The organism is Clostridium facile (assembly GCF_014297275.1).
Taxonomy (GTDB): domain Bacteria; phylum Bacillota; class Clostridia; order Oscillospirales; family Ruminococcaceae; genus Massilioclostridium; species Massilioclostridium facile.
On record NZ_JACOQK010000001.1, the window covers coordinates 573,373 to 597,052 of the forward strand.

The window sequence follows — 23,680 nt, forward strand, 5'->3', positions numbered from 1 at the left end:
CCATGAAACGTAAGGGAAAACCAACGTTTTTCATCGTTTTAGTGCTGATTATCATCTTTGCGGTGGTAACAGCATTTGGTGTAAAAACGAGATGGGGCGACAATACCACTACTTACATCAAAGGCTTACAGGATATCCGTTGGGGCATTGATATCCGAGGAGGGGTAGACGTTACATTTGCTCCACCAGAAGATGTAACAGATGTAACCGAAGAACAAATGAATGCTGCTGAAGCAGTGATCAAACAGCGTTTGCTGGCACAAAATATCACTGACAGTGAAGTTTATACCGACCAAAATAAACACAGAATCATTGTCCGTTTCCCATGGCCTGCTGACGAAGAGGATTTTGATGCCCAGGCAGCAATTGAAACATTGGGTGAAACCGCTGAATTGACCTTCCGTGAAGGGAAGGAGACCGATAGCGAAGGCGCTCCATCCGGTACAACAGCGGAAAATATTATTTTAACTGGTTCAGATGTAAAAGAAGCAAAAGCTGTTTATGGCTCTACTTCTGGTTCCAGTTCCCAACAGCAGTATCAGGTTAGCTTGGAGTTGACCGATGAAGGTGCGGAGAAATTTTCTGATGCCACTGGCAAGTTATACGCTTCCAATGGTACCATTTCCATCTGGATGGATGATACTATGATTTCCGCTCCAACAGTAAACGCACAAATTACAGATGGTAAAGCAGTAATTACCGGTAACTTTACGGCGGAATCCGCTTCTGAATTGGCAGATAAAATCAACGGCGGTGCGCTGCCATTTAAACTGGAAACACAGAGTTATAACTCCATTTCTCCAACCTTAGGCTTACAGGCTAGAGATATGATGGCGATTGCAGGTATTATTGCGTTTGCAGTAATTGCATTGTTTATGATTATAATGTATCGTCTGCCAGGTGCAGTAGCGTCTATCGCGCTGATTGGGCAGGTAACCTTGTCCTTGGCGGCAATTTCTGGTTTCTTTGCGCCGTTCCCAAGCTTTACCCTAACGTTACCTGGTATCGCCGGTATCATCCTGGGTGTTGGTATGGGCGTAGACGCAAACGTTCTGATCGCTACCCGTATCCGGGAAGAACTACATAATGGAAAATCCATTGACGCTGCGATCGACACTGGTTACAAACGTGGCTTGACCGCCGTAGTAGATGGTAACTTGACCACTGTATTAATCGCGATTATCTTGATGGGTGCGTTTGGTACACCGGATAGTATCTTCTCTAAGATCTTACATCCAATCTTCTTTATGTTTGGATCTTCTACTGAAGGAACTATCTACTCCTTCGGATTTACTTTGCTGGTAAGCATTATCGGTAACTTTATTATGGGCGTTGGAGCTTCCAAATTGATGATAAAATCATTGTCTAAATTTAAGTGCTTCCGCAATCCTAAATTATATGGAGGTGCTAAATAATGAAAACTCCAAATATAGATTTTGTCGGAAAACGTAAGATTTTCTTTTCCATTTCCATTGCAATCATCGCAATTACAATTATTTGTGCATTTATCCTTGGGGTAAATGTGGATATTAAATTTAAAGGCGGTACCATCCTCACCTATCCTTGCTCTGGTGAGATAGATACCAAAGCAGTAGAAAGCACGATTGAGGAACAATTGGGAATCAATGTTTCCATCCAAACATCTACAGATTCTACTGGTAACCCAAATATGGTTGTTACATTATCCGAAAGCAAAGACCTTTCGATTGAAACAACCAATGCTTTGTCCGAAAAATTGGAAGAAACTTATCCAGATAATTTCCAATTTGAGGACGCCGCAACCGAAGTTACGGTAAGCAGCGTTAATCCTCAAACAGGGACAGAGTTCTTCTTTAAATGCCTGGTAGCAATTATATTTGCATTTATTGTGTTGGTTATCTACACTGCATTCCGTTTCCGTAAAATTGGTGGTATTTCCGCCGGTTGTATGGCAATTATTGCATTGGCGCATGACGTAATGTTTATCTTTGCGACCTTTGTATTCTTCCGCTTACCAATCAACGATAACTTTATGGCGGTTGTATTAACGATTTTGGGTTACTCCATCAACAACACCGTTGTTATCTATGACCGTATTCGTGAAAACAGACAGATTATGGGCGAGCATGTACCAACCAGGGAACTGGTAAACAAAAGTATCAACCAGACACTGTCTCGTTCTATCAATACAACATTAACCACAGTTTTGGCATTGCTGGTAATCCTGATTGTATCCTTGGCATTTGGTATTGATACCTTGATTAGCTTCGTATTGCCTCTGGTTATCGCAATGATTGCTGGTGCATACTCCTCTGTATGTATTTCTGGTCCATTGTGGGTTCTTTGGAAAGACCGTCCAAAAAAAGAGGTTGATCCTGAAAAAGAACAAAGAAAATTAGAAGCGCAAAAAGAAAAAGAACGTGAGCAAAGAGCAAAAGAAAAAGCCAAAAGACAGGCAGAAGCGAAGAAAATCGCTGACAAGAAAAAAGCAGAACGCTTAAAAGAAAAAGAACAGGAACAAAAAGAAGCAAATGAATAATTGTTTGTAGTCCTGTTACGAAGCAAATAAACTATTACTAAAATCCCCCTGTATAGATGATACAGGGGGATTTTAACATATTTTATAAAAATATTCATAGTTATATCAAAAATCATCAAAAACAAATAAAAGTCCTATTAAATTGGATCCATCTATTTATGTAAGAAGTTATTGTAACTTTTACAAAAATATTCTTGGATGAATCAGAATAATTCTTTTATAAATTGGTTTTGAAAATTATATAGTTGATATGATTTTCTAAGAATAAATGTTGGTGTTAATTGATTGTTTACTGTAATGATTGATATCATTGCTCTAAAATTTTGCAATCTAGTTGTTGAGTTCTAGATTATTTTTTATTATAATGCTGGAAGAAGCGATAAACCAATCATTTAATGGAGGGATTCAAATACTATTTTTTGTACTTTTCCCGGTCCTCTGGCGTGATTTCGCGGATGACACGGCAAGGGTTCCCCACAGCAATGACGTTGGCTGGGATATCCTTTGTCACGACACTGCCTGCACCAATAACAGCCCCGTCTCCAATGGTGACACCTGGTAATACAGTGACGTTGCCGCCAATCCATACATTGTTCCCCACCGTAATCGGATAGGCGTATTCCAAGCCCTGGTTGCGCTGTTCAATATCTAAGGGATGCCCCGCTGTATAAAAGCCACAGTTGGGGGCGATAAATACGTTATCCCCAAAGGTCACCTTTGCACCATCTAAAATAATACAATTGTAGTTGGCATAAAAGTTTTTTCCAATTGAAACGTTATAACCATAATCGCATCGAAATGGCTGTTCAATCCAGAAATCCCCTTCGGTTTTCGCTAAAATTTTCCGGATCAGTTCTTTCCGTTGCTCCACTTTGGATGGTGGGAGTTGGTTGTGTTCATAACACAATTCCTGGCATTTTGCCCGTTCCTTCAGCAGCGCTGCGTCATAATTGGCGTCATATAGCAAACCTTGCTGCGCCTTTTCTTTCTCTGTCATAAAAACCTCCTTGTTCTTCATAACGATATTTGGGTGTATCATACCACGAATTTGACCTATCGTCAAATTCAGGATTGAATTTTATCGAAAATAGGAATATAATGGAACTAAACCATCATAGGAAAGGGATTTGCCATGTATATTGCTGATTTACATATTCACTCAAAATATTCCCGGGCAACCAGCAAGGATTGTGTTCCGGAACACCTGGATTTTTGGGCAAAGCGGAAAGGAATCCAATTGATTGGAACGGGGGATTTTACCCATCCAGCTTGGCGGGAAGAACTAAAGGAGAAATTAATTCCAGCAGAGCAGGGGCTTTACCAGTTAAAGCCAGAATATCAGATTGAGGACCGGATTGCTGGAGAGCAACAAAACACCCGGTTTGTGCTTTCGGGGGAAATCAGTTCGATTTATAAAAAGAATGGAAAAGTCCGCAAGGTACACAATGTGATTTTACTGCCTAGCCTGGAGGCGGCTGAGGAGCTTTCCAAAAAGCTGGAGGCAATTGGGAACATCCACTCAGACGGACGCCCAATTTTAGGGTTGGATAGCCATGATTTATTAGAAATTACCTTAGAGAGCTGTCCGGATGCGATTTTTATCCCAGCCCATATTTGGACACCGCATTTTTCGTTGTTCGGGGCTTTTTCTGGATTTGATACCATTGAGGAATGTTTTGAGGACTTAACCCCATATATCCATGCGCTGGAAACTGGACTGTCCTCCGACCCGCCAATGAACTGGATGGTTTCCGCTCTGGACCGGTTTACCCTGGTGTCCAATTCGGACGCCCATTCCCCACAAAAATTGGGGCGGGAAGCAAATTTGTTGGAAACAGAACTCTCCTATCAAGGGCTGTACCATGCCATCCAGGAAGGGAAGCAAGGAGGATTTGCTGGTACGATTGAATTCTTCCCAGAAGAGGGAAAATACCATTACGATGGCCACCGCAACTGCAACCTTTGTTTAAAACCATCCGAAACCGTCAAATTCGGCGGAAAATGCCCGATTTGTGGCAAAAAAATTACCATTGGCGTGCAGCATCGTGTGGAGCAGTTGGCAGACCGGGAGGAAGGGTTCCAGTTACCGGGCGCAGCCTATTTTGAAAGCCTGGTTCCATTGCCAGAAGTGATTGCGGCTTCGATTGGGGTTTCCAGCATCAGTGTGAAAGTAAAAAAACAGTATGAAACCATGCTGAGGGAAATTGGGCCGGAATTTTATATCTTGCGGGAGGCTCCACTGGAACAGATTGGGCAAGTCGCAGGGGTTTGTGTCCAGGAAGGAATCAAGCGACTGCGTCAAGGCAAGGTCACACGGGTTCCTGGCTACGATGGGGAATATGGAACCATTCAGCTGCTAACCAAGGAGGAAATCGACGGATTCCAAGGGCAAATTAACCTGCTTTCCACCTGTGGGCAGAATTTTACTGTAAAGAAAGAGGAGAAGCCGACTTTTTCTGTTCCAACTCCCACAGAGGAAGCGAGTCAAACCGAAAAAAATCAGGAAGTATCCCAAGATATTTTAAGTGGATTAAATCAGCAGCAGCTCAAAGCTGTTACTACCAAGGCACATTCGGTAGCGGTCATCGCGGGACCAGGGACGGGAAAGACCAAAACTTTGATTTCCCGTATCGCCTATTTGGTAGAACGCTGTAATGTCAAACCTGGTGAAATCACGGCGGTTACCTTTACCAACAAGGCAGCGGAGGAGATGCGCCAACGTTTGGAACAGCAGTTTGGCAGTAAGCGCACCGTGCGTTCCATGACCATTGGAACCTTCCATTCCATTTGTATGGAACTGCTGGAGGAATTGGAAGGAAACCCAGTCCACCTGCTGGATGAATCTGAAGCCATGCAGATGGCGGGAGATTTGCTTCGCCAGCAGGAAATCAAATATTCCCCCCGCAAGTTTTTGCAGGAGCTTTCCAAATACAAAAACGGCATTGCAGTGGAGGATTTGGAACAGTTAGAACCGGTTTTCCAGCAATACCAAGCCCAATTGCAGCAACAGGGTAGGCTGGACTTTGATGACTTACTGCTGCGTATGATAGAACTCTCTGGGAAGCTTACCCCAGCAAAGAAAAAACGGTTCCATTATTTGATGGTAGACGAATACCAGGATATCAACCAGGTACAACGGGAACTGATTGGGCTGTGGAGCCAGCACAGTAAGGGATTTATGGCGATAGGGGACCCTGACCAGTCGATTTATGGGTTCCGTGGCTCGGACGCCCACTGTTTTGAACAGTTGAAGGAAACCAACCCAGACACCGAATTCATCCGGTTAACCCAAAATTACCGTTCCACACCGGAGATTATTCGGGCTGCCCAAGCCGCTATTGCCCCAAACCCTTCCTTTGATGAACGGATATTGGAAGCAAATAAGGAATCCGGTGAACCAGTTTCCCTCCTCTATGCGGAAACCGAGCTTTCGGAGGGGATTTATATTGCCAAGGAAATCAACCGCCTAGTAGGTGGGATTGATATGCTGGATACCGAAATGTTGGGGCACCCCACCGACCATACCCGTACTTGGGAGTTTTCTGATATCGCTGTGTTGTACCGTACCCATCATCAGGCGCGGATTTTGGAAAAATGCTTTCAAAAAGAAGGGATTCCCTACCTTGTCAAAGGGCGGGATGATTTCCTGATGGAAGAGTCCGTGCGGGGTACTATTCAGTTTTTCCGCTTTTTATGGGATGAATCCGACCACGCCGCCCTGTCCACTAGTTTAAAATTAATCTGGAATTGTCCAGAAGATATCATCCAGTATGTGGTTTCCCAACTGGAAAAACAGAATCTACTTGAGCTAGAGGAAGATTTCGCTAAAATTGGACATCTACAGCAGTGGCTTCAAGCGGTCAAGGCGTACCAGCCACTCATAAAGAAACAAAAGCCATGGAAACTGTTGCAGGATTGGTGTGTATTCCTCCACTGGCAGGACTCAAAACCTTTGAAAAAACTGGAACAGATGGCAGTTTTTTACCCTGATATGCCTGCTTTGTTACAGGCGCTTTTACTGGGGGAAGAAGGGGATTTGGCGAGAAATTGCAGCCAGTATGATGCAGGGGCAGTAACTTTGATGACTCTGCACGGTTCCAAAGGGTTGGAGTTCCCCATTGTCTTTTTAGCCGGATTACAGCAAGGCTGTTTGCCATTGGAATCCGAAGCCCATCCAGCAGATTTGGAGGAAGAACGCCGGTTGTTTTACGTGGGGATGACCCGGGCAAAAGATAAACTGGTGATGACGGCGCCAAAAGAATATTCCCAATTCACCGAAGGATTTCCAGAAGGTGTACTGGAAACAGGGCAGGCACACCAGAAAAAAGCGGTGCAAGCTGGAAAACAATTAAATCTGTTGGATTTTATTTAACTACAAATTCTTCCTTTTATCCTTTGATATCCACAAAGAACAACTACTTTGTGGCAACACAGTTTGATATTCCCCGGTAGATTCCTTTCTATATCAATACAAAAACATCCCCGCCTGGATTGAGGTGGGGATGTTTTTGCGTGTTCATAAATATGTAGGAGAAAAGCTTGCCTATTCTATCAAATAGCAGTAAATCTACACTTTTCTTATCAAACAAAAAAGAAGATTTCCAGTATGATGGATTTTATCAGATTGCCATAGAAATAGGCTGTTGCATTTGTATTGTGAATTTACTTAAAAACCGAAACACAACAAGGTTATTCTGTAGCACAGCTTATGGTTGAGAAAGTTATGGTTTGACAACCTGGTTGGATTATACTATGATAAAAAGGAAGAAACAAATGGAGGGAGACAACGATGGTACCATTTTACCGGCCATTTCAGTCAATGTGCAAAAAAGAGGAACTATTAAAAAAACGCTGGCTGTATGAAAAGGAACCAACCGAACAAAGAAAACAGGAGCTGGAAGCACTCTCCAAGAATTATGGATACGATTTTTTGGATATCCGTGTTCCATTTGAGGGGCATACCATGGACGACCACTTTTTTACCCCAGAGAGCCGGTATTTTTATGGGCACCGCCATGTGGTAATTTCCCGCCACCCATGTTATAATCCATTGAATTTCCATGGCCATGAATTTTTTGAGCTGATTTATGTCTGGCGTGGGGACTGTGACCACTACATCAACCAGGAAAAAATTAAACTGCAACAGGGAGATTTTTGTATCCTGCCTCCCCACTTAATCCATGCAGTATATACCGAAAATGAACAAAGCGTCATTATCAATATTCTCATCCGGAAACCTACCTTTTACTATACTTTCACCAACCTGCTCTCCGAGTTTGATGAACTTTCCTCGTTTTTCCGGTTCGCCCTGCTGGAGGAAAAAAATGATTCCTATCTGATGTTCCGCTGTGGGGAAGATGCTGTTTTACAGCACATGGTACAGCAGATGTATGAAGAATATTTTCAGGATGAGGCTTATGCCGCCCCCATTTTGGACCATTATATCATGATCTTTTTTGGACTGTTGCTCCGCCGCCACCATCAGGATATCTTATTTTTTGAAAATGCTCGTATGGAAAAAGAAGTACCTGTTTCCGAGATTCTCTCTTTTATTTCGGAACATTTACAGGATATCAGCTTGGACATGCTGGCGGAACACCTTCATTACAACAAGAATTATTTAAGCACTTTCATCCAAAAAACCATGGGGCAGAAGTTCCAGGATATTGTAAAGGAACAGCGGTTTTTATTCGCCGCTAAAATGATTGTGCAGGGGGATTTACCTTTAAAAGAAATCAAGGATTTAATCGGTTACCACAATTTTAGCCATTTTTATGAGAATTTTAAGGAACTATTTGGCATGACGCCGGCGGAATATCGGAAAGTCCACCATCCTGAGACGGGCAGCATTAATTTGCCAGTGGGAACTGAATTTTGGGGACTACGGGAGTGAAAACAATCCTATAGGGGACAATGGTTGGATTGATTACCCCAATTTCATATCAATTCATCTACTTATTGCACTTATTTTTTGTTTTTAGTAAAATGATTTTTGTCAAATAGACCACATTGTGGTCAAGTAAAAAAAGAGAGGGCAAAAATCTATGAAAAGAAAAAGTAAGACAACAGGACGTAAAATGGTTGCGGTTCTCACCAGCGCGGCATTGCTCGCGTCGGTTGGGGCAACCACAGTAACTGCCTTGGAAAGCACAGCAGTGCAAAAAGGCAGCATTATCCACGAGTTTAAAAACCCGGAAGAAAACTCGAAACCAATGGTTCGGTATTGGCTACCGGACGCTGCCGCTGACCCGGAAATTGTAGCGGACGAAATCACTTCCATGTATGAAGCGGGTTACCGTGGCGTGGAAATCGCGATGGTTCCCCGTTACTCGGTATTTGACCCATCCGAATATGGGTTTGGCACCGAAGCTTGGAGGAACCTGTTAAAAACAATCTTTAAAACAGCAAAGAGTTTTCCAACCGAGTTCCGTGTGGATTTAACCAGTACCCCAATGTGGCCAGTCTCCTCCAATATGATTGACCCAAATGATGATGGGGCAAGTAAGGAATTGGCACACTCTTACACAAAAATCATCCAGTCTGGTATAACAGACCTGCCAATGCCAGAAACCCGTGTGCTGGATTCCATGAGATGTCCATTTGTGTTTACGGATGACTTTTTGGCGGCAACCGTTGCACAGGTGGAAAGTGTAGATGCAGATGGGAACTTTGTGCTAAAAGAGGATAGCATGAAGGACGTTTCGGACGCTGTTGTGCAATTGGAGAAAACAACCCCAGCAGGTGTGCCGGATATGAACGATGCTTATATGCAGCAGATTTATGACGGTGTTACCATGGATCTGGAAGGGGGAAGAAGCACCGAGGAACAAAAAAATCAGCCGGTTACCAATGAGAATATCGAATATGTATTTGGCGACCGTGACCGTATGGCGGACACCCAGAACTATTATTCCATTGACACTTCTAAATTGGGGATTGATCTTTCCCAAATCAATCAGGGCGGCCAAGTACAGGCAGGAGACTGGTTATTGTTTGGCTTCTACACCAGAGGCAGTGGCTATGCCTTGGGCACAGATTCTAAGGTTGTTTCTGGCGGGGCAGTTATTTACCCAATTAACGCTTGCCAGGAAAATGTACCATATGTAGTGGACCATTTCAGTGATACTGGCGCCAATGTCACCAAAGAGCTGTGGGACAAATACATCCTTTGTGACGAGGAGCTTGCCCAGCTAATCCGGGAAGCGGATTGCTCTATTTTTGAGGATTCGATTGAGATTTTGAGCGCAAGCCCATTCTGGTCTACCAAATACCAGGAGTATTTTAAACAGGACGCTGGCTATGACCTAACCCGATATCTACCATACATCACCAGCGCAAAAACATGCAGCACAGATAAAGTTTCTGGCTATGACCCAACCAAATTTTATGGTACCAACAGCAGCCGCTATATTGAGGATTACTTTACTGTATTAAGCAACATGTACCAGAATTTGTTTGTAGGTAGCATGTTGGATTGGTGCCATAATGATCTGGATGCTCTGTACCGAACCCAGGCATATATTACCAAAGGAATTTCGGTAGACACTGGTGCGGTTTCACTGGATTTGGACATTACGGAAGGGGAATCCTTGGCATGGAAAACCAACTACGATAAATTCCGTATTTTATCCGGTGCTACCCATATCGCGGGCAAAAAATATGTGACCGATGAAGTTTTGGCAACTTCCAGGGGGACTTCTATCAAAGATAACTATCCATATGGGGCAAGCTATGCGATTTCCTGGGATAAAGCAGTGGAAAAATTAAACGATAACTGGGTATTAGGCGTCAATTTAATGATGATGCACGGTGCGGCTTATGCAGAAGCCCATACCTTTACTTCGGATGGCACCGACCGTCTGGATACCCAATGGCCAGGATGGCATCCATTTGGCGCCAACGCGGCAGATCCATGGACGAACCGCCAGCCTTATTTTGAGGATGTCAATGTGATGACCCAGTACATGGCAGCTTCCCAGGCTATCCTGCAAAATGGTTTGCCAAAAATGGATGTATTGCTGTATGCTCCAAAAACCATTGATTCAGGAGATGATGGCAGCACCTGTGAAATTTACGACCAATCCGTTTTAGTGGATGCTTTGGATCAAGGCTATACCTATGATATTGTAGGGGAAGCGGGAATCCTCCATGAAAATGCGGTTGTAGAAAACAAGACATTGGTAGCAAACGGTCCAGAATATAAAGCAATGGTAGTATACAACACAGATACCATTGGTGCAGAAGCAGCGCAACAGATGCTCAACTTTGCGAAACAGGGCTTGCCAATCATCTTTGTAGGTGGAACCCCTGCAAGGGTATCCGGCGTTTCTGCTGACAGTATCAATAGCGGTGCGGTAGTTGATGGCGATAAGATTGACAGCGACGCAGAAGTCCAAGCAATTATGGCGGAAATCACGAGCTTTGATAACGTTGCGGTGATTCAGGATGTACCAGGTGTATTGACCCAGTTAGAACAGTTTGGAATCTCCTCCAGAGTATCCTATCCATCTACCCAGGATTTGCGCAGCTACTGCCGTTATGATGAAACAGACGGAACCTATTACTATTATTTCTACAATGGTTCTAGGGACCAAAAATCCATTTCAGTGCCAGTTACCATGACAGGGGAAGGCGCCCCATACAAATTGGACGCTTGGACAGGAGAAATTTCTCCAATTGCATGGTACAACCAATCCGGAAACCAGACTACAACCCAGTTGGATTTGGAATACAACGAATCTGCTATTATAGCGATTTCCAAAAATGAAGCGGAATTTGGCGCGGCTCCAAAAGTACATGTCACCAATACCACAGCGGATAACGCAGTAGTAGAAGGAAATGACATTGTAGCCCGCAGCGAAGCGAAAGGCGCAGTGACAGCGGAACTCTCCAACGGAAGCAATATCTCCTGCGAATTAAACCCGATGGAAGAAATGACATTGAAAAACTGGGATATTGCAGTGGAAAGCTGGGGCCCAAGTGCAGATCCAAACGCACCGGCAACCCAATCGGATAAAACAACGGTGAACTTTGCCAATACTGGCTTGACAAGCTGGAAAAACCTGCCGGCAACAGCGGAACAATTGGCTACACTGGGCGTAGAATCCATGTCCTATGTATCTGGCATTGGACATTATAGCACCAGCTTCCAGATTGATTCTCTGGAAGAAGGGCAGGGGGCTTACCTGAATTTTGAACATGGTAACGACGAAGTAACCGAAATCATTGTAAACGGCCATGACTTGGGCGGAATCAACCAGAGTAAAAATATTGTGGATATTGGCCAATATCTGAAAGAAGGGGAAAACACCATTTCCATTAAATTGGCAACCCCATTGAATAACAGGATTCAGGTAGAAAACCCAGTATTCCAGGAACGTTACGAACAAGGCTATGTGCAGGATTACGGTTTAACCGCAGTATCCTTAGTACCATATGATGAAGCAGTGATTTACACCGCAACCGAAAATGGTGGAACCAATGGTGGAAACGGAACCAGCAGCGAAGGGAATGTGCAAACTGGTGATGCTTCCACAATAGGCATTCTGGCGGCACTCGGCGCAGCAGGCGTAACCGCTTATATCATTCGCAGAAAACGGAACCATAATTCCTAGTTTTTACAAAATCGTTCTATTTCCTCTCTGTTTCCCCTCTAACTGGTTTAGAGGGGAAACAAAAACTCTTTCATCCTATAATAACCCCGGGGTAGAAAATCACTTCTATCCTGGGGTTTTTAAGGTTTTTGTTTTGAATTTGTACGGAGAATATGGTAAGATAATGATAAAAGAATTGTGAAATAAGGAAGAAGGGAATCGGATGGAATACTGTTCACTGGGCACGATGTGCCAAAAGGAATTATTGCTGAAAAAGCGATGGCTGTATGAAAAAAATCCAACTAGGGAGGCGGCAGATGAACTGAGGGAGTTGTATCAACAGTACGGCTATGAGTTTTTGAACCCCGCAGCCCCTTTTGTGAACCATTCTTTGGAGGAGCATTTTATCACACCGGAAAACCAGTATTTTTATGGGCATCAGCATGTTGTTATTATGCGCCATCTTTGCTATTCCCCCATGAACTGGCATGGGCATGAATTTTTTGAGTTAACCTACGTATGGCGGGGGGATTGTATTCATTCGATCAATGGGGAAGAACACTATCTACAACAGGGGGATTGTTGTATTTTACCACCCTATTTGATGCACGCCCTTTACACCGAGAATGAAACCAGTGTTATTGTGAATATCTTGATACGTAAACCCACTTTTTATTATACTTTTACCAGCCTGTTATCCGAATTTGACCATCTTTCTTCTTTTTTCCGGTTTGCATTGCTGGAAGGGAGGGCGGACTCCTATTTGATGTTCCGTTGTGGAAAGGATTCTTTATTGCAGGGAACGGTACAGCAATTGTATGAGGAGTATTTTTGCGATGAGGCGTATTCTGCCCCAATTTTGGACAGTTCCATGATTGTTTTTTTGGGGTTGTTATTGCGGCGGCACCGTCAGGATATTCGGCTGTTCCAAAGTGATTTGGAAGAAAGTGAGGTGCCTGTATCCAAAATTTTAGCATTTGTTTCGGAACATTTACAGGATATTAGCCTGGATATGCTAGCCCAACATCTCCATTACAATAAAAATTACCTTAGTTCTTTGATTCAAAAAACCATGGGGCAGAAATTTCAGGATATTGTAAAGGAACAACGTTTTTTATATGCTGCTAAAATGTTAGGTCAAGGTAACCAGTCCATTAAGTCCATTATGGAATCCATTGGCTACCATGATTCTAGCCATTTTTACCGGAATTTTAAAGAGCTATTTGGTATGACTCCAGCTCAATATCGGCAAACTCATGGGAATATCATTGAATCATCCCCATCAGACAATGAGCCTTTCAAAGATGAATCATAGCTTTTAATAGAAAAGTTTATTTATAAAAAGTGATATACACATTGTTTTTTAATTGTGAAGTGTCATATGGAATATTTGATAGTGATTGATAAACTTTTCCCGGTTACCAATAAAATTAGAGATGCCATGCGAAAATGGTATAAAAAATAATATCTGATTTCAAATATAAGCTTTACAGTTTATGTAATGCTATTATATTATTTTTCTATTCATATTAGCCATGTAGCATAATAAAAAATAGTTTTTTATGTTGAAAGCGGGTACTATTTAATTCCTCTTGATAAAACTTTTGATTTATGGAATGAGTTTTATTTTGTGTACACAGGTTAATGCTGAGCGACCTTACTCGGAGGTTTAAAAAATGGTAAGATATACGGAAATTTTTGTTTACTGGTGGTTACATCTATAACAAAAATGTATTCTTAGTTGTAGTGCTTTCCACTCAAAACTAAAGTTCATGGTACTCTAAGTAAATAAGAAAAAACAGGCTAGATTTTTTTCTAGCCTGTTTTTTATTCATTTTAAAATAATTATTAGTGTTAAAACACCTTTAACGAGAAAATCCTCACTAAATAGGTAGAAAAAGGGTTTCCTTTTATCTTGTATCCGTTAGCGTTTTAAACTGAGCAATACGACACCAATGAGGATGAGCCCACTTGCTAAAATCTGAACCCAGCTGACAGATTCATGCAGGAATAGCACAGAGGCCACCATAACGCCAATAAAGATAATACCAGTAGTAATTGGATAAATCTTGCTCAAATCAAATTTGGATACCAAAACCAGGTAGATCAGAAAGCTGGAGATATAACATAACATTCCAAAAATCGAAATTAAGCTGATTTTAAAGCTGAAAATCCCGGATGATACCCCCAGGCTAATTCCTGTTTGGCTCCCTAGTTTGAATAGGACCAGTCCAGAACAAGATAGTAAAATATAAAGCGCAGCGATAATATATTGCATTTTAATTCCCCCATTTTTTTGTTATCCAGCATAATGGTTGATTAAGTCAATTAAGGTCATACAATTACAGAACATAATTAATAAATACAACCCCCATGGCTTTGTTTGTTCGTATGGTATTACTTCAGAATTCTGTTCTGTTAAAGGGGATTCCTCAACAGAAGAAGATCCTGTCGCAGGTAATTTTTGTTTGATCCACATACGTACTTGCGGTGCAAAGCAAGCAAGGCACAACACAATAGGAATAAAATAACGGCCTTGTACACCAGCGATTGTTAAGCTTGCAACTGGATTCCATTGGGCGTATAATGCGGATAAGGTTAATAATCCTGTGCCAAAGAAAATCGCTGCGAAGATAAATTTATGGAATGTGGCTATCTTTTTATTATTGCACACTACAAATAGCGCAATGATCAAAATAAACTGGTAAACGCCATATCCCCAGAAACTGGTTGGAACGATTAGCCATCCCATAGAAGAACCTGTTAAATTGGAAAGATAACTTGGAAAATCATCAAGAATTGTCCTGAGCAGAGTTCCAATATAGTTGAATGGATGGGTTAATACAAATGAGATTTGTCCAGCAATATCCACACCTTCGTTTGTTGTTCCAAAATAACGTGTGGTGATTCCTAACCAGATCAAATTGATGAAAATGGCACCAAACATCAATAAAACTTTATACAGCACAGTGCCTTTTTTGGATTGGAACCGGTTGTTTGGGATTATTAGCGCCAATAAAATAAACAAGATATAGATAACTTTACACATGGTAAGTAGGATGAGGGAAACTGCAAAAACAGCAAGATGCCATTTTTTAACTTTTTCTTTTTGTGCTAACCATAACACAAAAGCAACACAGAAAATAGCCATGGCATTTGTCATCACGTCAGCGGAAGCAGAAATGGATTGATGTAAAAACATCGGCATTAACCCAATAGTAAATACTGCAAATTTCGCATATGGGATGATTTTAATCGCAAAATAAATTAAGGCAATCCCCATAATACAGTTAAAGATACGGGCAGCATAAAAAACAACCATGGCATTATCGGTAAACAGGTGGGAGATAAAGATTCCAAGGCTACTTGCAATATAACATAGAGGGGAGTAAAGGGCAGCACCAGAATATGCAGTATAGGTTACCATATTGCCGTAATCCAACTGTTCCCCCCAATGGGAAAAAGCTTCTTGATAGGTAACATTGGTTTGGTTATATCCTAGAATATGATTTGGAAAATAATTTCCAGCCGTTCCTTCCCCTAACACTGGCGTGAGAAAGTCCCCTTGTGCGATCTCAAAACTACGGAGATAATGGGCAAACTCATCTGGAACCATTCCTAAAGGAATGACAATCAAGTAACCAATGCTTAGAATAATCGCAAAAACCAAAAAGAGAATATGCAGTTTTTTGGTTTTTTGAATACAAACACAAATTGCGATAAAGCTAAGGATAAGGTAAATGAAAAAAGCAATTTCAATGTTATGCCGTAGAGGGGTTGTTGAGGTAATTGTTTGCCGAACATAAAAAGCAATTACAAATACAAAAAAGATTGCGCCTAACCACATCAGATTTTTTTGGATAAAACGGAGGATGGTAGACCCAAGGTTTTGTTTTTCTTTTAACATCTCAAATCTCCTTTAGTGTGATTCTAAATGATTAGGATCATCCTGTTCTTTTTTTTGCTCAGAACCAGCGTTTTTTTCTTCTAAGTCCCGGATGCGGCGCTCCAAAATGGCGACAGCTTGGGTTAAGCGGGTTAAACGGCTTGTCTGGTTGGACACAATCAAGGTGAGTGAAATTAAAATAACTAGAACAAAAATACCTTCCAGCATAAAGATAAAGTTAGAAGGGACTTCCACACCAATCCATTTGGATACCTGAATGGAAAGTTGCGGGAAGATAATCATAATTAACAGGATAATGCTGGAGAAAATCCAGATTAAAGAGTATTTTAAAGAGAGTTTTCCTTTCCGTAATAGGTGAATAATGGCAAGCAGAAAAATGACAACCAAAACCAATAACACGATTTGTAATGCAAGTGACATTTTTTATTCCCCCTTTTTACGGATTGCCTGGATGAGCAACGCCAGTTCTACTTTGCACATATAGTAAATAGACTTAAAGCCGGAAATAGAGGAGGTTCCTCCTTGGCGTTCGTTCATTACCACAGGCACTTCTTCAATTTTATACCCATTGCGGATGACAGAGATAATCGCTTCTGGTTCCGGATAATCCTGGGCATAATGGTCCACAAAAAAGTGGATTAATTTTTTATTGCAGGCACGGAATCCGCTGGTTACATCCAATACTTTGGAGCGGCAGAGGATTTTTAAGCTGGTGCTGATGATTTTAATCCCCAATTGACGCATCCCAGTGGACTGGAATCCTGTTTTTTCAATATAGCGGGAACCAATTGCCATGTCAGCTTGTCCATTCACCAAAGGTTGAATTAATTTTTGGATATAATGTGGGTCATGCTGGCCATCTCCATCTAGTTGGATGGCAATGTCATAATTGTTTTGGTAGGCGTACAAATATCCTGTTTGCATTCCGCCGCCAATCCCCAGGTTCACAGGCAAGTCAATAAATGAAAAATGGTTTTGTTTTAATATATTAAGTGTATTATCTTTGGAGCCATCGTTGATTACCACATAATCCACTTGATGTTCCATGGTACTACAGGCTTGTTTTAGGTTTTCCACTGTGTTTTGGATGCTTTCCTGTTCGTTATAAGCAGGAATAATCACCAAAATACGAAGCTTCTTCATAATATCCTCCTTTTATTGATGTCTTTGGAACGATAATAGTAACAAATTGATTACAACTAAAAAATTATACCATAAATTCTACCAATACACAAGAAAATTTACCAAAAAGCCGGATAATTTTTTCGTTTTTGTCGAAAATAGGAGAAATAAATGATGTTATTTTTGTGTTGTAATGGTAGGGTATATAAATGAAATCAAACAATCCACTATTATAGAAACCATTCGATTTTTAGGATAAGATGCTGAAATACTCCATAGTAAAGTTGGTTCTGATTTTTGATGAACACTATTTTATATCATTGCCGTTTTTTGTGATTTATAAACAAAAAGTCCCATTGGAAAACCAATGGGAAAAAACTAGTTTAAAAATTAGACCCGTTCCAGCCCCAATGCTCAAATTCAGAGTAGGTAACATAAATGCGGGATGGCTGGATACCAAGCACCTGATGGAAAATCTGGCTAATTTTTTCGGTTAGTGCTTCATACTGCTCCCCAGTGAAGCCGCCAAACACCTTCACTTCCACCATAGCGCAAGGGTTATTTTGATTGCCTTGGAAATACATATGGCACTGCTGTTCAAAATCCAGCATCAGCCACTGTTCCGACTTTCCAGGCAGCAGGGAAATCGCTTCGCCTAGCTGTGTTTTTAAACTTTTTTCCTGTTCGGGTGAAATTTCATTGCTTACTTTTGTGTGGATATATGGCATAAAGAACCTCCTCAATTCTGTGTCATTATTTTGTCTTTTTAATGGGGATATATACTAATCAAAATCGTAAGGACGTTTTGGAACATCTAGGAAAACCCCATTATTCTTGTTGTAACTATCTACCCTATATTTTCAAATAGGAGAACACAAAGCCATATTACTGGCGAAGCAGGGAAACGTAATGTCCTGAAGAGGATACTGGCAAATGCTGTACTGCCCGTCAGTTGCTACAACGCCTTATTGATTTTCCAATTAAGAGCTTTTGATCATCACTCAATTGATTCGTCTTGTAGTTCTCCGCGGTAGATATTTTTCACTAACGCAAAACAGCTTGAAACGTTCATTCCAAGCTGTTTTGTATAATATGTAACAATTACATTTTTGATCTTAAATAGTTTAACAAACCGCCATCCAGGATGATTTCTCTGTTTCTGCCGTCCAGGTTGCAGTTGACAGGGATGGAAATGCCTTTTGTTTTGTCCACCAAAGTGATTGGTGTGCCGTTTGCGATAGCGTCTTTGATGTTTGGCAATTCCAGGATATCCCCTTGTTCGATTTTGTCGTAATCGGCTGGGTCTGCGAATGTCAGTGGCAGGATACCGGTATTAATCAGGTTTGCCTCATGGATACGGGCAAAGCTCTTGGTAACAACTGCTTTAATGCCCAAGTACAATGGAACTAGGGCAGCGTGTTCACGGGAGGAACCTTGACCATAGTTGGAGCCGCCTACGATGATACCGCTTCCAGCATGTTTTGCCCGTTCTGGGAATGCAGGGTCGCATACTTCAAAGCAGAACTGGGACAGGTATGGGATGTTGGAACGGTATGGCAGGATTTTGGAACCAGCAGGCATAATGTGGTCGGTGGTAATGTTGTCCTCTACCTTTAATACTGCTGGAGCTTTGATGGTCTGTTCCAATGGGGAAGCCACTGGGAATGGTTTGATGTTTGGCCCTTTTACTACTTCCACGTTGTCAGCTTCTTCTGGAGCGGCTGGCAGTTCAATCATATTGTCGTTGATAATGAAGTGTTCTGGAACCTGGAAGTTTGGCATGTCGCCCAATTCGGTTGGGTCAGCCAGGTAGCCTTTCAGTGCGGAATAAGCCGCTGTTTCTGGGCTTAACAGATAAACTTGAGCGTCCGCTGTCCCGCTTCTGCCCAGGAAGTTACGGTTGAATGTCCGCAGGGATACACCGGCGGATTTTGGGGATTGCCCCATACCAATACATGGACCGCAAGCACTTTCCAAGATACGGGCGCCAGCGTCGATTAAATCGGTTAAAATACCCATTTGCGCCATCATAGTCAGAACCTGTTTGGAACCTGGAGCGATTGCCAGGCTAACATCTGGATGTACTTTTTTGCCTTTTAAGATGGCTGCGACTTTCATCATATCTGTTAAAGAAGAGTTGGTACAGGAACCAATACATACCTGGTCAATTTTAATTTGGCCTTCTTCCGCAACGGTTTTTACGTTGTCAGGGCTATGTGGACAAGCAACCATTGGTACCAGTTCGTCCAGTTTGATTTCGTATACTTCGTCGTATTCTGCGTCGTCATCCGCTTTTAATTCTACCCAGTCCTCTTCACGGCCTTGTGCTTTTAAGAAAGCTTTTGTGGTTTCGTCGGATGGGAAGATAGAAGTAGTCGCGCCCAATTCAGCACCCATGTTAGTGATGGTAGCACGTTCTGGAACAGACAGGTGTTTTACACCTTCTCCGCCATATTCGATTACCTTGCCAACGCCGCCTTTTACAGTGAGCATTTGCAGCACTTTTAAGATGATATCTTTGGCGGAAACCCAAGGTTTTAACTGGCCAACCAGGTTGATACGTACCATTTTTGGCATATTGATATGGTAAGCGCCCCCTGCCATGGCAACTGCTACGTCAAAACCGCCGGCGCCGCAGGCGAACATACCAATACCGCCGCAGGTTGGGGTATGGCTGTCAGAACCAATTAAAGTTTTGCCTGGTTTGCCGAAGCGTTCCAGATGTACCTGGTGGCAGATGCCGTTGCCAGGACGGGAGAAATAAATACCATGCTTTTTCGCAACGGTTCCAATATATTTGTGGTCGTCCGCATTCATAAAACCGGACTGTAATGTGTTATGGTCAATATAAGCGACACTGCGCTCTGTTTTTACTTGGTCAACGCCCAAAGCTTCCAGTTGCAGGTAAGCCATTGTGCCGGTTGCGTCCTGGGTTAAGGTCTGGTCAATTTTTAGACCAATCTGGGTACCTTTTACCATTTCGCCGTTAACAAGATGTGCTTTAATAATTTTCTCGGCTATTGTGTATCCCATGAGAATTCCTCCTACTTATAATTTAATTATATTTTATAACAATGTAGGGCAAATGTCAAATAAACATCGGGATAGATTGGCTTGTCAACCAGTGTATTTTGTTGTATAATAAACCTGTTCTTAAATTATTATTACATGTAAAGAAGGAAGTGTTACCAATGTACGAAAATATGATGGATACCATTGGGTTTGTAACGGAGGCTGACCCAGAGGTTGGGCAGGCAATGGAACAGGAATTAAAACGCCAGCGCAGGAACCTGGAGCTGATTGCCAGCGAAAATATTGTATCGCCAGCAGTAATGGCGGCAATGGGTTCTGTGTTAACCAATAAATACGCGGAAGGCTACCCAGCAAAACGCTACTACGGTGGATGTGAAGCGGTGGACATTGTGGAAAATATCGCGAGAGACCGTGCAAAAACCCTGTTTGGCGCGAAGTTTGCCAATGTACAGGCACATTCCGGCGCCCAGGCAAATACCGCTGTATACTTTGCACTGTTGCAGCCAGGGGATACCGTAATGGGAATGAGCCTAGCTCATGGTGGACATTTAACCCATGGTTCTCCAGTAAACCTTTCCGGAAAATACTTCAACTTTGTTTCCTATGGTTTGGATGTCAACACAGGTAGAATTGACTATGATAAAGTGCGGGAAATGGCTTTGGAACACAAACCAAAATTGATTGTTGCCGGTGCCAGCGCTTACCCACGGGAAATTGATTTTGCGAAAATCGGTGAAATTGCCAAAGAAATTGGGGCATACTTTATGGTGGATATGGCTCATATTGCCGGTTTGGTTGCGGCAGGGCTGCATCAGTCCCCAGTGCCATACGCGGATGTGGTTACTACCACTACCCATAAAACCCTCCGTGGACCACGTGGCGGCTTAATTTTAACCAACGATGAGGAACTGGCAAAGAAAATTGATAAAGCCATCTTCCCAGGTACACAGGGCGGCCCATTGATGCACACCATCGCAGCAAAAGCCGTTTGCTTTGGAGAAGCCTTAAAACCAGAATTCCGTGCTTATCAGGAACAAGTAAAGAAAAACGCGGCAGCGTTGGCAGAAGGTCTGGTAAAACGTGGTTTTGACCTGGTTTCCAACGGAACAGACAACCACTTGATGCTGGTTGATTTAAGAAAATTCAATATTACCGGGAAAGAACTGGAACACAACCTGGATGCAGTTTATATTACTGTAAACAAAAATGCCATTCCAGACGACCCACAAAGCCCATTTGTAACCAGCGGTATCCGCATTGGTACCCCAGCGGTTACCACCAGGGGCTTAAACGAAGCGGATATGGATGTGATTGCGGAATGTATCTACCTGGTTGCAAGCGACTTTGAGGCAAACCAAGAAAAAGTCCGCAACATGGTAACAGAAATCTGTAATAAATACCCATTATATGAATAATCAATTATAATAGGAGAATATCATTATGCCGTTGGCTGATAAAATCCGCCCCACTTCCATTGACCAGGTAGTAGGGCAGACCCATTTACTAGGGGAAGGCCGCCCGCTGCGGAAGATTATTACTTCCAACCAGATTCCCAACATGATTTTTTATGGGCCTTCTGGGGTGGGGAAAACCACAGTAGCCCGTATGATTGCAGAAAACGCTGGCAAACGCCTGCATAAACTCAACGGGACCACCGCCTCTTTGGCAGACATCAAGCAGGTGGTGGAGGAATTGGATACCATCATGGGGCAGAACGGGATTATCCTGTATCTGGACGAGATCCAATACCTGAACAAAAAGCAGCAGCAAAGCCTGTTGGAATATATCGAGAACGGCCGGATTACCCTGATTGCCTCCACAACGGAGAACCCCTATTTTTATATTTACAACGCGATTTTAAGCCGTTCCACTGTGTTTGAGTTTAAGCCAATTTCCCCTGAGGAGATGGAGCCCGCTGTGATGCGGGGGTTCCATCTCCTTGCGGAGGAACAGCAGGTGGAGCTGGAACTGGAGCCTGGTGTGGCGGAACATATTTCCCGTGGTTGTGGCGGGGATGTCCGGAAAGCCTTAAATACGGTGGAAATCTGTGTGCTCACTGCTGACTTGAAAGACGGCAAAAAAACCGTTAGCCTGGAACTTGCCAAGGAGCTGACCCAGAAAAGTGCCATGCGGTACGACAGGGCAGGGGATGAGCATTATGATTTGCTTTCCGCCCTGCAAAAGTCCATCCGGGGCAGCGATGAAAATGCGGCGCTCCATTATTTGGCAAGGCTGCTGGAAGCGGGCGACCTGCTTTCTCCCTGTAGGCGGCTTCTGGTAGTAGCCTCAGAAGATATTGGGATGGCATATCCCCAGGCGATTGCCATTGTAAAGGCGTGTGTGGACGCTGCGGTCCAGTTGGGGCTGCCGGAGGCCAGAATCCCTTTAGCGGAAGCGGTGGTGTTGCTAGCAACTGCTCCTAAATCCAATAGTTCTTATATGGGCATCAACCGTGCCATGGCAGATGTTCGGGCAGGAAAAGGGGGGACCTTCCCTAGGTGTTTGCAGAATATGCACTACGATGGGGAGGGAAATGAGATAAAAGGGCAGAACTACCATTATCCTCATGATTATCCCCACCACTATCTTCCACAGCAGTATATGCCAGACGATTTGGTTGGTACTGTATACTATGAGTATGGTCCCAACAAAACCGAACAGGCTGCGAAACAATACTGGGAACATATCAAGAAAGGGGACTAACCCATGGTAACAGAAGCCATTATTATCATTATTTTAATCGCTGTGATATCCGGTGTTTTCCTGCGGGAAAAACGGTATGATTACGCCAAATCCACCGGGGTTTTGTTGATTATGCCACTGGCCTACTTGTTCGGATTTGCCCTCTCTCGTCCTATCGCTACCTTAAAACAGGTGGAACGGATTGATGTTATTTTAGTGGCGATTATTATTGGTTTGATGATTTCCTGCATCCTGTTGGGATTGCGGTGTATTTCGATTAAACAGAAAAAGCTAAAACTCGCTTACCTGATTGTAAATGGTGCGTTTATTGGAATTATCTCCCTTATTTTTATTTACGATACCCTTACCCTATTGGTGAAATAAAACCGTTGGGTATATAAAGTGAAAAAAACAGAAAAACCGACGCAGTTCCAGATGCGCCGGTTTTTTAATGTGGAAAAAATCCCCTGATTTTACCGGGGAAAAAGATGGAGCAATAATAATAACAGCAAGCTTTATGCAAGCCAAAAAAGGCAAAGCAATACGAAAAAGTTAAAAAAGTACTATTTTTGACCCGTTTATGGGTGACGGTGCGTGTGATATGATGATATGGTTTGATCCTCAAAAGGTTAAGCCAGCATCAGCAAGATTGATTTCAGTATAATCCCTTTGGTAGAGCCAGAGGGGATAAAAAACTGGGTTGAGAAGATTGCTACCCCAATTAGAAACAAGGTTTGTTCGTATTTCAACTAAGGGTTTTAAAATTTTACAGGAGAATCCAAAATAAGAGGTAGTAAACAAAGTACAGCCAGCAACTGGTTTACC

General features: G+C 42.6%; 16 protein-coding genes. 9 read left to right on the forward strand and 7 right to left on the reverse strand.

Annotated elements, in window-relative coordinates; genetic code table 11:
- The first annotated feature begins 2 nt into the window (after window positions 1-2).
- Both H8Z77_RS02360 and secF read left to right on the forward strand, forming a co-directional pair.
- Window positions 3-1,415 carry a preprotein translocase subunit SecD gene (locus H8Z77_RS02360; RefSeq protein ID WP_186996058.1) on the forward strand — a complete coding sequence of 471 codons (1,413 nt, stop codon included), beginning with the start codon at window positions 3-5 and terminating at the stop codon, window positions 1,413-1,415.
- Window positions 1,415-2,518 carry a protein translocase subunit SecF gene (gene secF, locus H8Z77_RS02365; RefSeq protein WP_186996059.1) on the forward strand — a complete coding sequence of 368 codons (1,104 nt, stop codon included), beginning with the start codon at window positions 1,415-1,417 and terminating at the stop codon, window positions 2,516-2,518. The genes H8Z77_RS02360 and secF overlap by 1 nt, the downstream gene beginning before the upstream one ends.
- 412 nt (window positions 2,519-2,930) lie before the next feature.
- Here the strand turns inward: secF and H8Z77_RS02370 are convergent, their stop codons facing one another.
- Window positions 2,931-3,515: a sugar O-acetyltransferase gene (locus H8Z77_RS02370; RefSeq protein ID WP_186996060.1), complete on the reverse strand. Its 585-nt coding sequence runs from the start codon at window positions 3,513-3,515 to the stop codon at window positions 2,931-2,933.
- A gap of 135 nt (window positions 3,516-3,650) precedes the next feature.
- Between H8Z77_RS02370 and H8Z77_RS02375 the strand changes: the two genes are divergently transcribed.
- From H8Z77_RS02375 to H8Z77_RS02390, 4 genes are all read left to right on the forward strand, one after another.
- Window positions 3,651-6,890 carry a UvrD-helicase domain-containing protein gene (locus tag H8Z77_RS02375; RefSeq protein ID WP_186996061.1) on the forward strand — a complete coding sequence of 1,080 codons (3,240 nt, stop codon included), beginning with the start codon at window positions 3,651-3,653 and terminating at the stop codon, window positions 6,888-6,890.
- A gap of 417 nt (window positions 6,891-7,307) precedes the next feature.
- Window positions 7,308-8,411, forward strand: coding sequence for a helix-turn-helix transcriptional regulator (locus H8Z77_RS02380; RefSeq protein ID WP_069988490.1), 1,104 nt, complete (start codon window positions 7,308-7,310; stop codon window positions 8,409-8,411).
- 151 nt (window positions 8,412-8,562) lie between these two features.
- Complete coding sequence (locus tag H8Z77_RS02385; RefSeq protein WP_186996062.1) at window positions 8,563-12,132, forward strand: glycosyl hydrolase; 3,570 nt, start codon at window positions 8,563-8,565, stop codon at window positions 12,130-12,132.
- A gap of 202 nt (window positions 12,133-12,334) precedes the next feature.
- Window positions 12,335-13,426 carry an AraC family transcriptional regulator gene (locus H8Z77_RS02390; protein WP_186996063.1) on the forward strand — a complete coding sequence of 364 codons (1,092 nt, stop codon included), beginning with the start codon at window positions 12,335-12,337 and terminating at the stop codon, window positions 13,424-13,426.
- 609 nt (window positions 13,427-14,035) lie between these two features.
- Here the strand turns inward: H8Z77_RS02390 and H8Z77_RS02395 are convergent.
- From H8Z77_RS02395 to H8Z77_RS02420, 6 genes are all read right to left on the reverse strand, one after another.
- Window positions 14,036-14,389 (reverse strand): DMT family transporter, encoded by a 354-nt coding sequence (locus tag H8Z77_RS02395; RefSeq protein WP_069988499.1) that lies wholly within the window; start codon window positions 14,387-14,389, stop codon window positions 14,036-14,038.
- A gap of 21 nt (window positions 14,390-14,410) precedes the next feature.
- Window positions 14,411-16,018, reverse strand: coding sequence for a DUF2142 domain-containing protein (locus tag H8Z77_RS02400; protein WP_186996064.1), 1,608 nt, complete (start codon window positions 16,016-16,018; stop codon window positions 14,411-14,413).
- A gap of 12 nt (window positions 16,019-16,030) precedes the next feature.
- Entirely contained in the window at window positions 16,031-16,438 is a 408-nt protein-coding gene (locus H8Z77_RS02405) for a DUF2304 domain-containing protein (protein WP_186996065.1), read from the reverse strand.
- A gap of 3 nt (window positions 16,439-16,441) precedes the next feature.
- The gene (locus tag H8Z77_RS02410) at window positions 16,442-17,161 is read right to left on the reverse strand and encodes a glycosyltransferase family 2 protein (protein WP_069988501.1); all 720 of its coding nucleotides are present in this window, start codon (window positions 17,159-17,161) and stop codon (window positions 16,442-16,444) included.
- Window positions 17,162-17,523: 362 nt separating this feature from the next.
- Window positions 17,524-17,868, reverse strand: a complete 345-nt coding sequence (locus tag H8Z77_RS02415; protein WP_069988502.1) for a phenylpyruvate tautomerase MIF-related protein — start codon at window positions 17,866-17,868, stop codon at window positions 17,524-17,526.
- A 373-nt stretch (window positions 17,869-18,241) separates the two neighbouring features.
- A complete protein-coding gene (locus H8Z77_RS02420; protein WP_069988503.1) occupies window positions 18,242-20,173 on the reverse strand; it encodes an aconitate hydratase in 1,932 nt (643 codons plus the stop codon).
- A 158-nt stretch (window positions 20,174-20,331) separates the two neighbouring features.
- On the opposite strand from H8Z77_RS02420, the gene glyA reads away from it, so the two are divergent.
- The 3 genes from glyA to H8Z77_RS02435 are packed head-to-tail and all read left to right on the forward strand — an operon-like array spanning window position 20,332 to window position 23,239.
- The gene (gene glyA, locus H8Z77_RS02425) at window positions 20,332-21,588 is read left to right on the forward strand and encodes a serine hydroxymethyltransferase (RefSeq protein WP_069988504.1); all 1,257 of its coding nucleotides are present in this window, start codon (window positions 20,332-20,334) and stop codon (window positions 21,586-21,588) included.
- Window positions 21,589-21,613: 25 nt separating this feature from the next.
- The gene (locus H8Z77_RS02430) at window positions 21,614-22,876 is read left to right on the forward strand and encodes a replication-associated recombination protein A (RefSeq protein ID WP_069988505.1); all 1,263 of its coding nucleotides are present in this window, start codon (window positions 21,614-21,616) and stop codon (window positions 22,874-22,876) included.
- Between the two features lie 3 nt (window positions 22,877-22,879).
- Window positions 22,880-23,239, forward strand: a complete 360-nt coding sequence (locus tag H8Z77_RS02435; RefSeq protein ID WP_069988506.1) for a hypothetical protein — start codon at window positions 22,880-22,882, stop codon at window positions 23,237-23,239.
- Window positions 23,240-23,680: the final 441 nt, after the last annotated feature.

Excerpts from the sequence above, each read along its gene's own strand:
- H8Z77_RS02360 (WP_186996058.1), top strand. The coding sequence starts at position 3 with ATGAAACGTAAGGGAAAACCAACGTTTTTCATCGTTTTAGTGCTGATT.
- secF (WP_186996059.1), top strand. The coding sequence starts at position 1,415 with ATGAAAACTCCAAATATAGATTTTGTCGGAAAACGTAAGATTTTCTTT.
- H8Z77_RS02370 (WP_186996060.1), bottom strand. The coding sequence starts at position 3,515 with ATGACAGAGAAAGAAAAGGCGCAGCAAGGTTTGCTATATGACGCCAAT.
- H8Z77_RS02375 (WP_186996061.1), top strand. The coding sequence starts at position 3,651 with ATGTATATTGCTGATTTACATATTCACTCAAAATATTCCCGGGCAACC.
- H8Z77_RS02380 (WP_069988490.1), top strand. The coding sequence starts at position 7,308 with ATGGTACCATTTTACCGGCCATTTCAGTCAATGTGCAAAAAAGAGGAA.
- H8Z77_RS02385 (WP_186996062.1), top strand. The coding sequence starts at position 8,563 with ATGAAAAGAAAAAGTAAGACAACAGGACGTAAAATGGTTGCGGTTCTC.
- H8Z77_RS02390 (WP_186996063.1), top strand. The coding sequence starts at position 12,335 with ATGGAATACTGTTCACTGGGCACGATGTGCCAAAAGGAATTATTGCTG.
- H8Z77_RS02395 (WP_069988499.1), bottom strand. The coding sequence starts at position 14,389 with ATGCAATATATTATCGCTGCGCTTTATATTTTACTATCTTGTTCTGGA.
- H8Z77_RS02400 (WP_186996064.1), bottom strand. The coding sequence starts at position 16,018 with ATGTTAAAAGAAAAACAAAACCTTGGGTCTACCATCCTCCGTTTTATC.
- H8Z77_RS02405 (WP_186996065.1), bottom strand. The coding sequence starts at position 16,438 with ATGTCACTTGCATTACAAATCGTGTTATTGGTTTTGGTTGTCATTTTT.
- H8Z77_RS02410 (WP_069988501.1), bottom strand. The coding sequence starts at position 17,161 with ATGAAGAAGCTTCGTATTTTGGTGATTATTCCTGCTTATAACGAACAG.
- H8Z77_RS02415 (WP_069988502.1), bottom strand. The coding sequence starts at position 17,868 with ATGCCATATATCCACACAAAAGTAAGCAATGAAATTTCACCCGAACAG.
- H8Z77_RS02420 (WP_069988503.1), bottom strand. The coding sequence starts at position 20,173 with ATGGGATACACAATAGCCGAGAAAATTATTAAAGCACATCTTGTTAAC.
- glyA (WP_069988504.1), top strand. The coding sequence starts at position 20,332 with ATGTACGAAAATATGATGGATACCATTGGGTTTGTAACGGAGGCTGAC.
- H8Z77_RS02430 (WP_069988505.1), top strand. The coding sequence starts at position 21,614 with ATGCCGTTGGCTGATAAAATCCGCCCCACTTCCATTGACCAGGTAGTA.
- H8Z77_RS02435 (WP_069988506.1), top strand. The coding sequence starts at position 22,880 with ATGGTAACAGAAGCCATTATTATCATTATTTTAATCGCTGTGATATCC.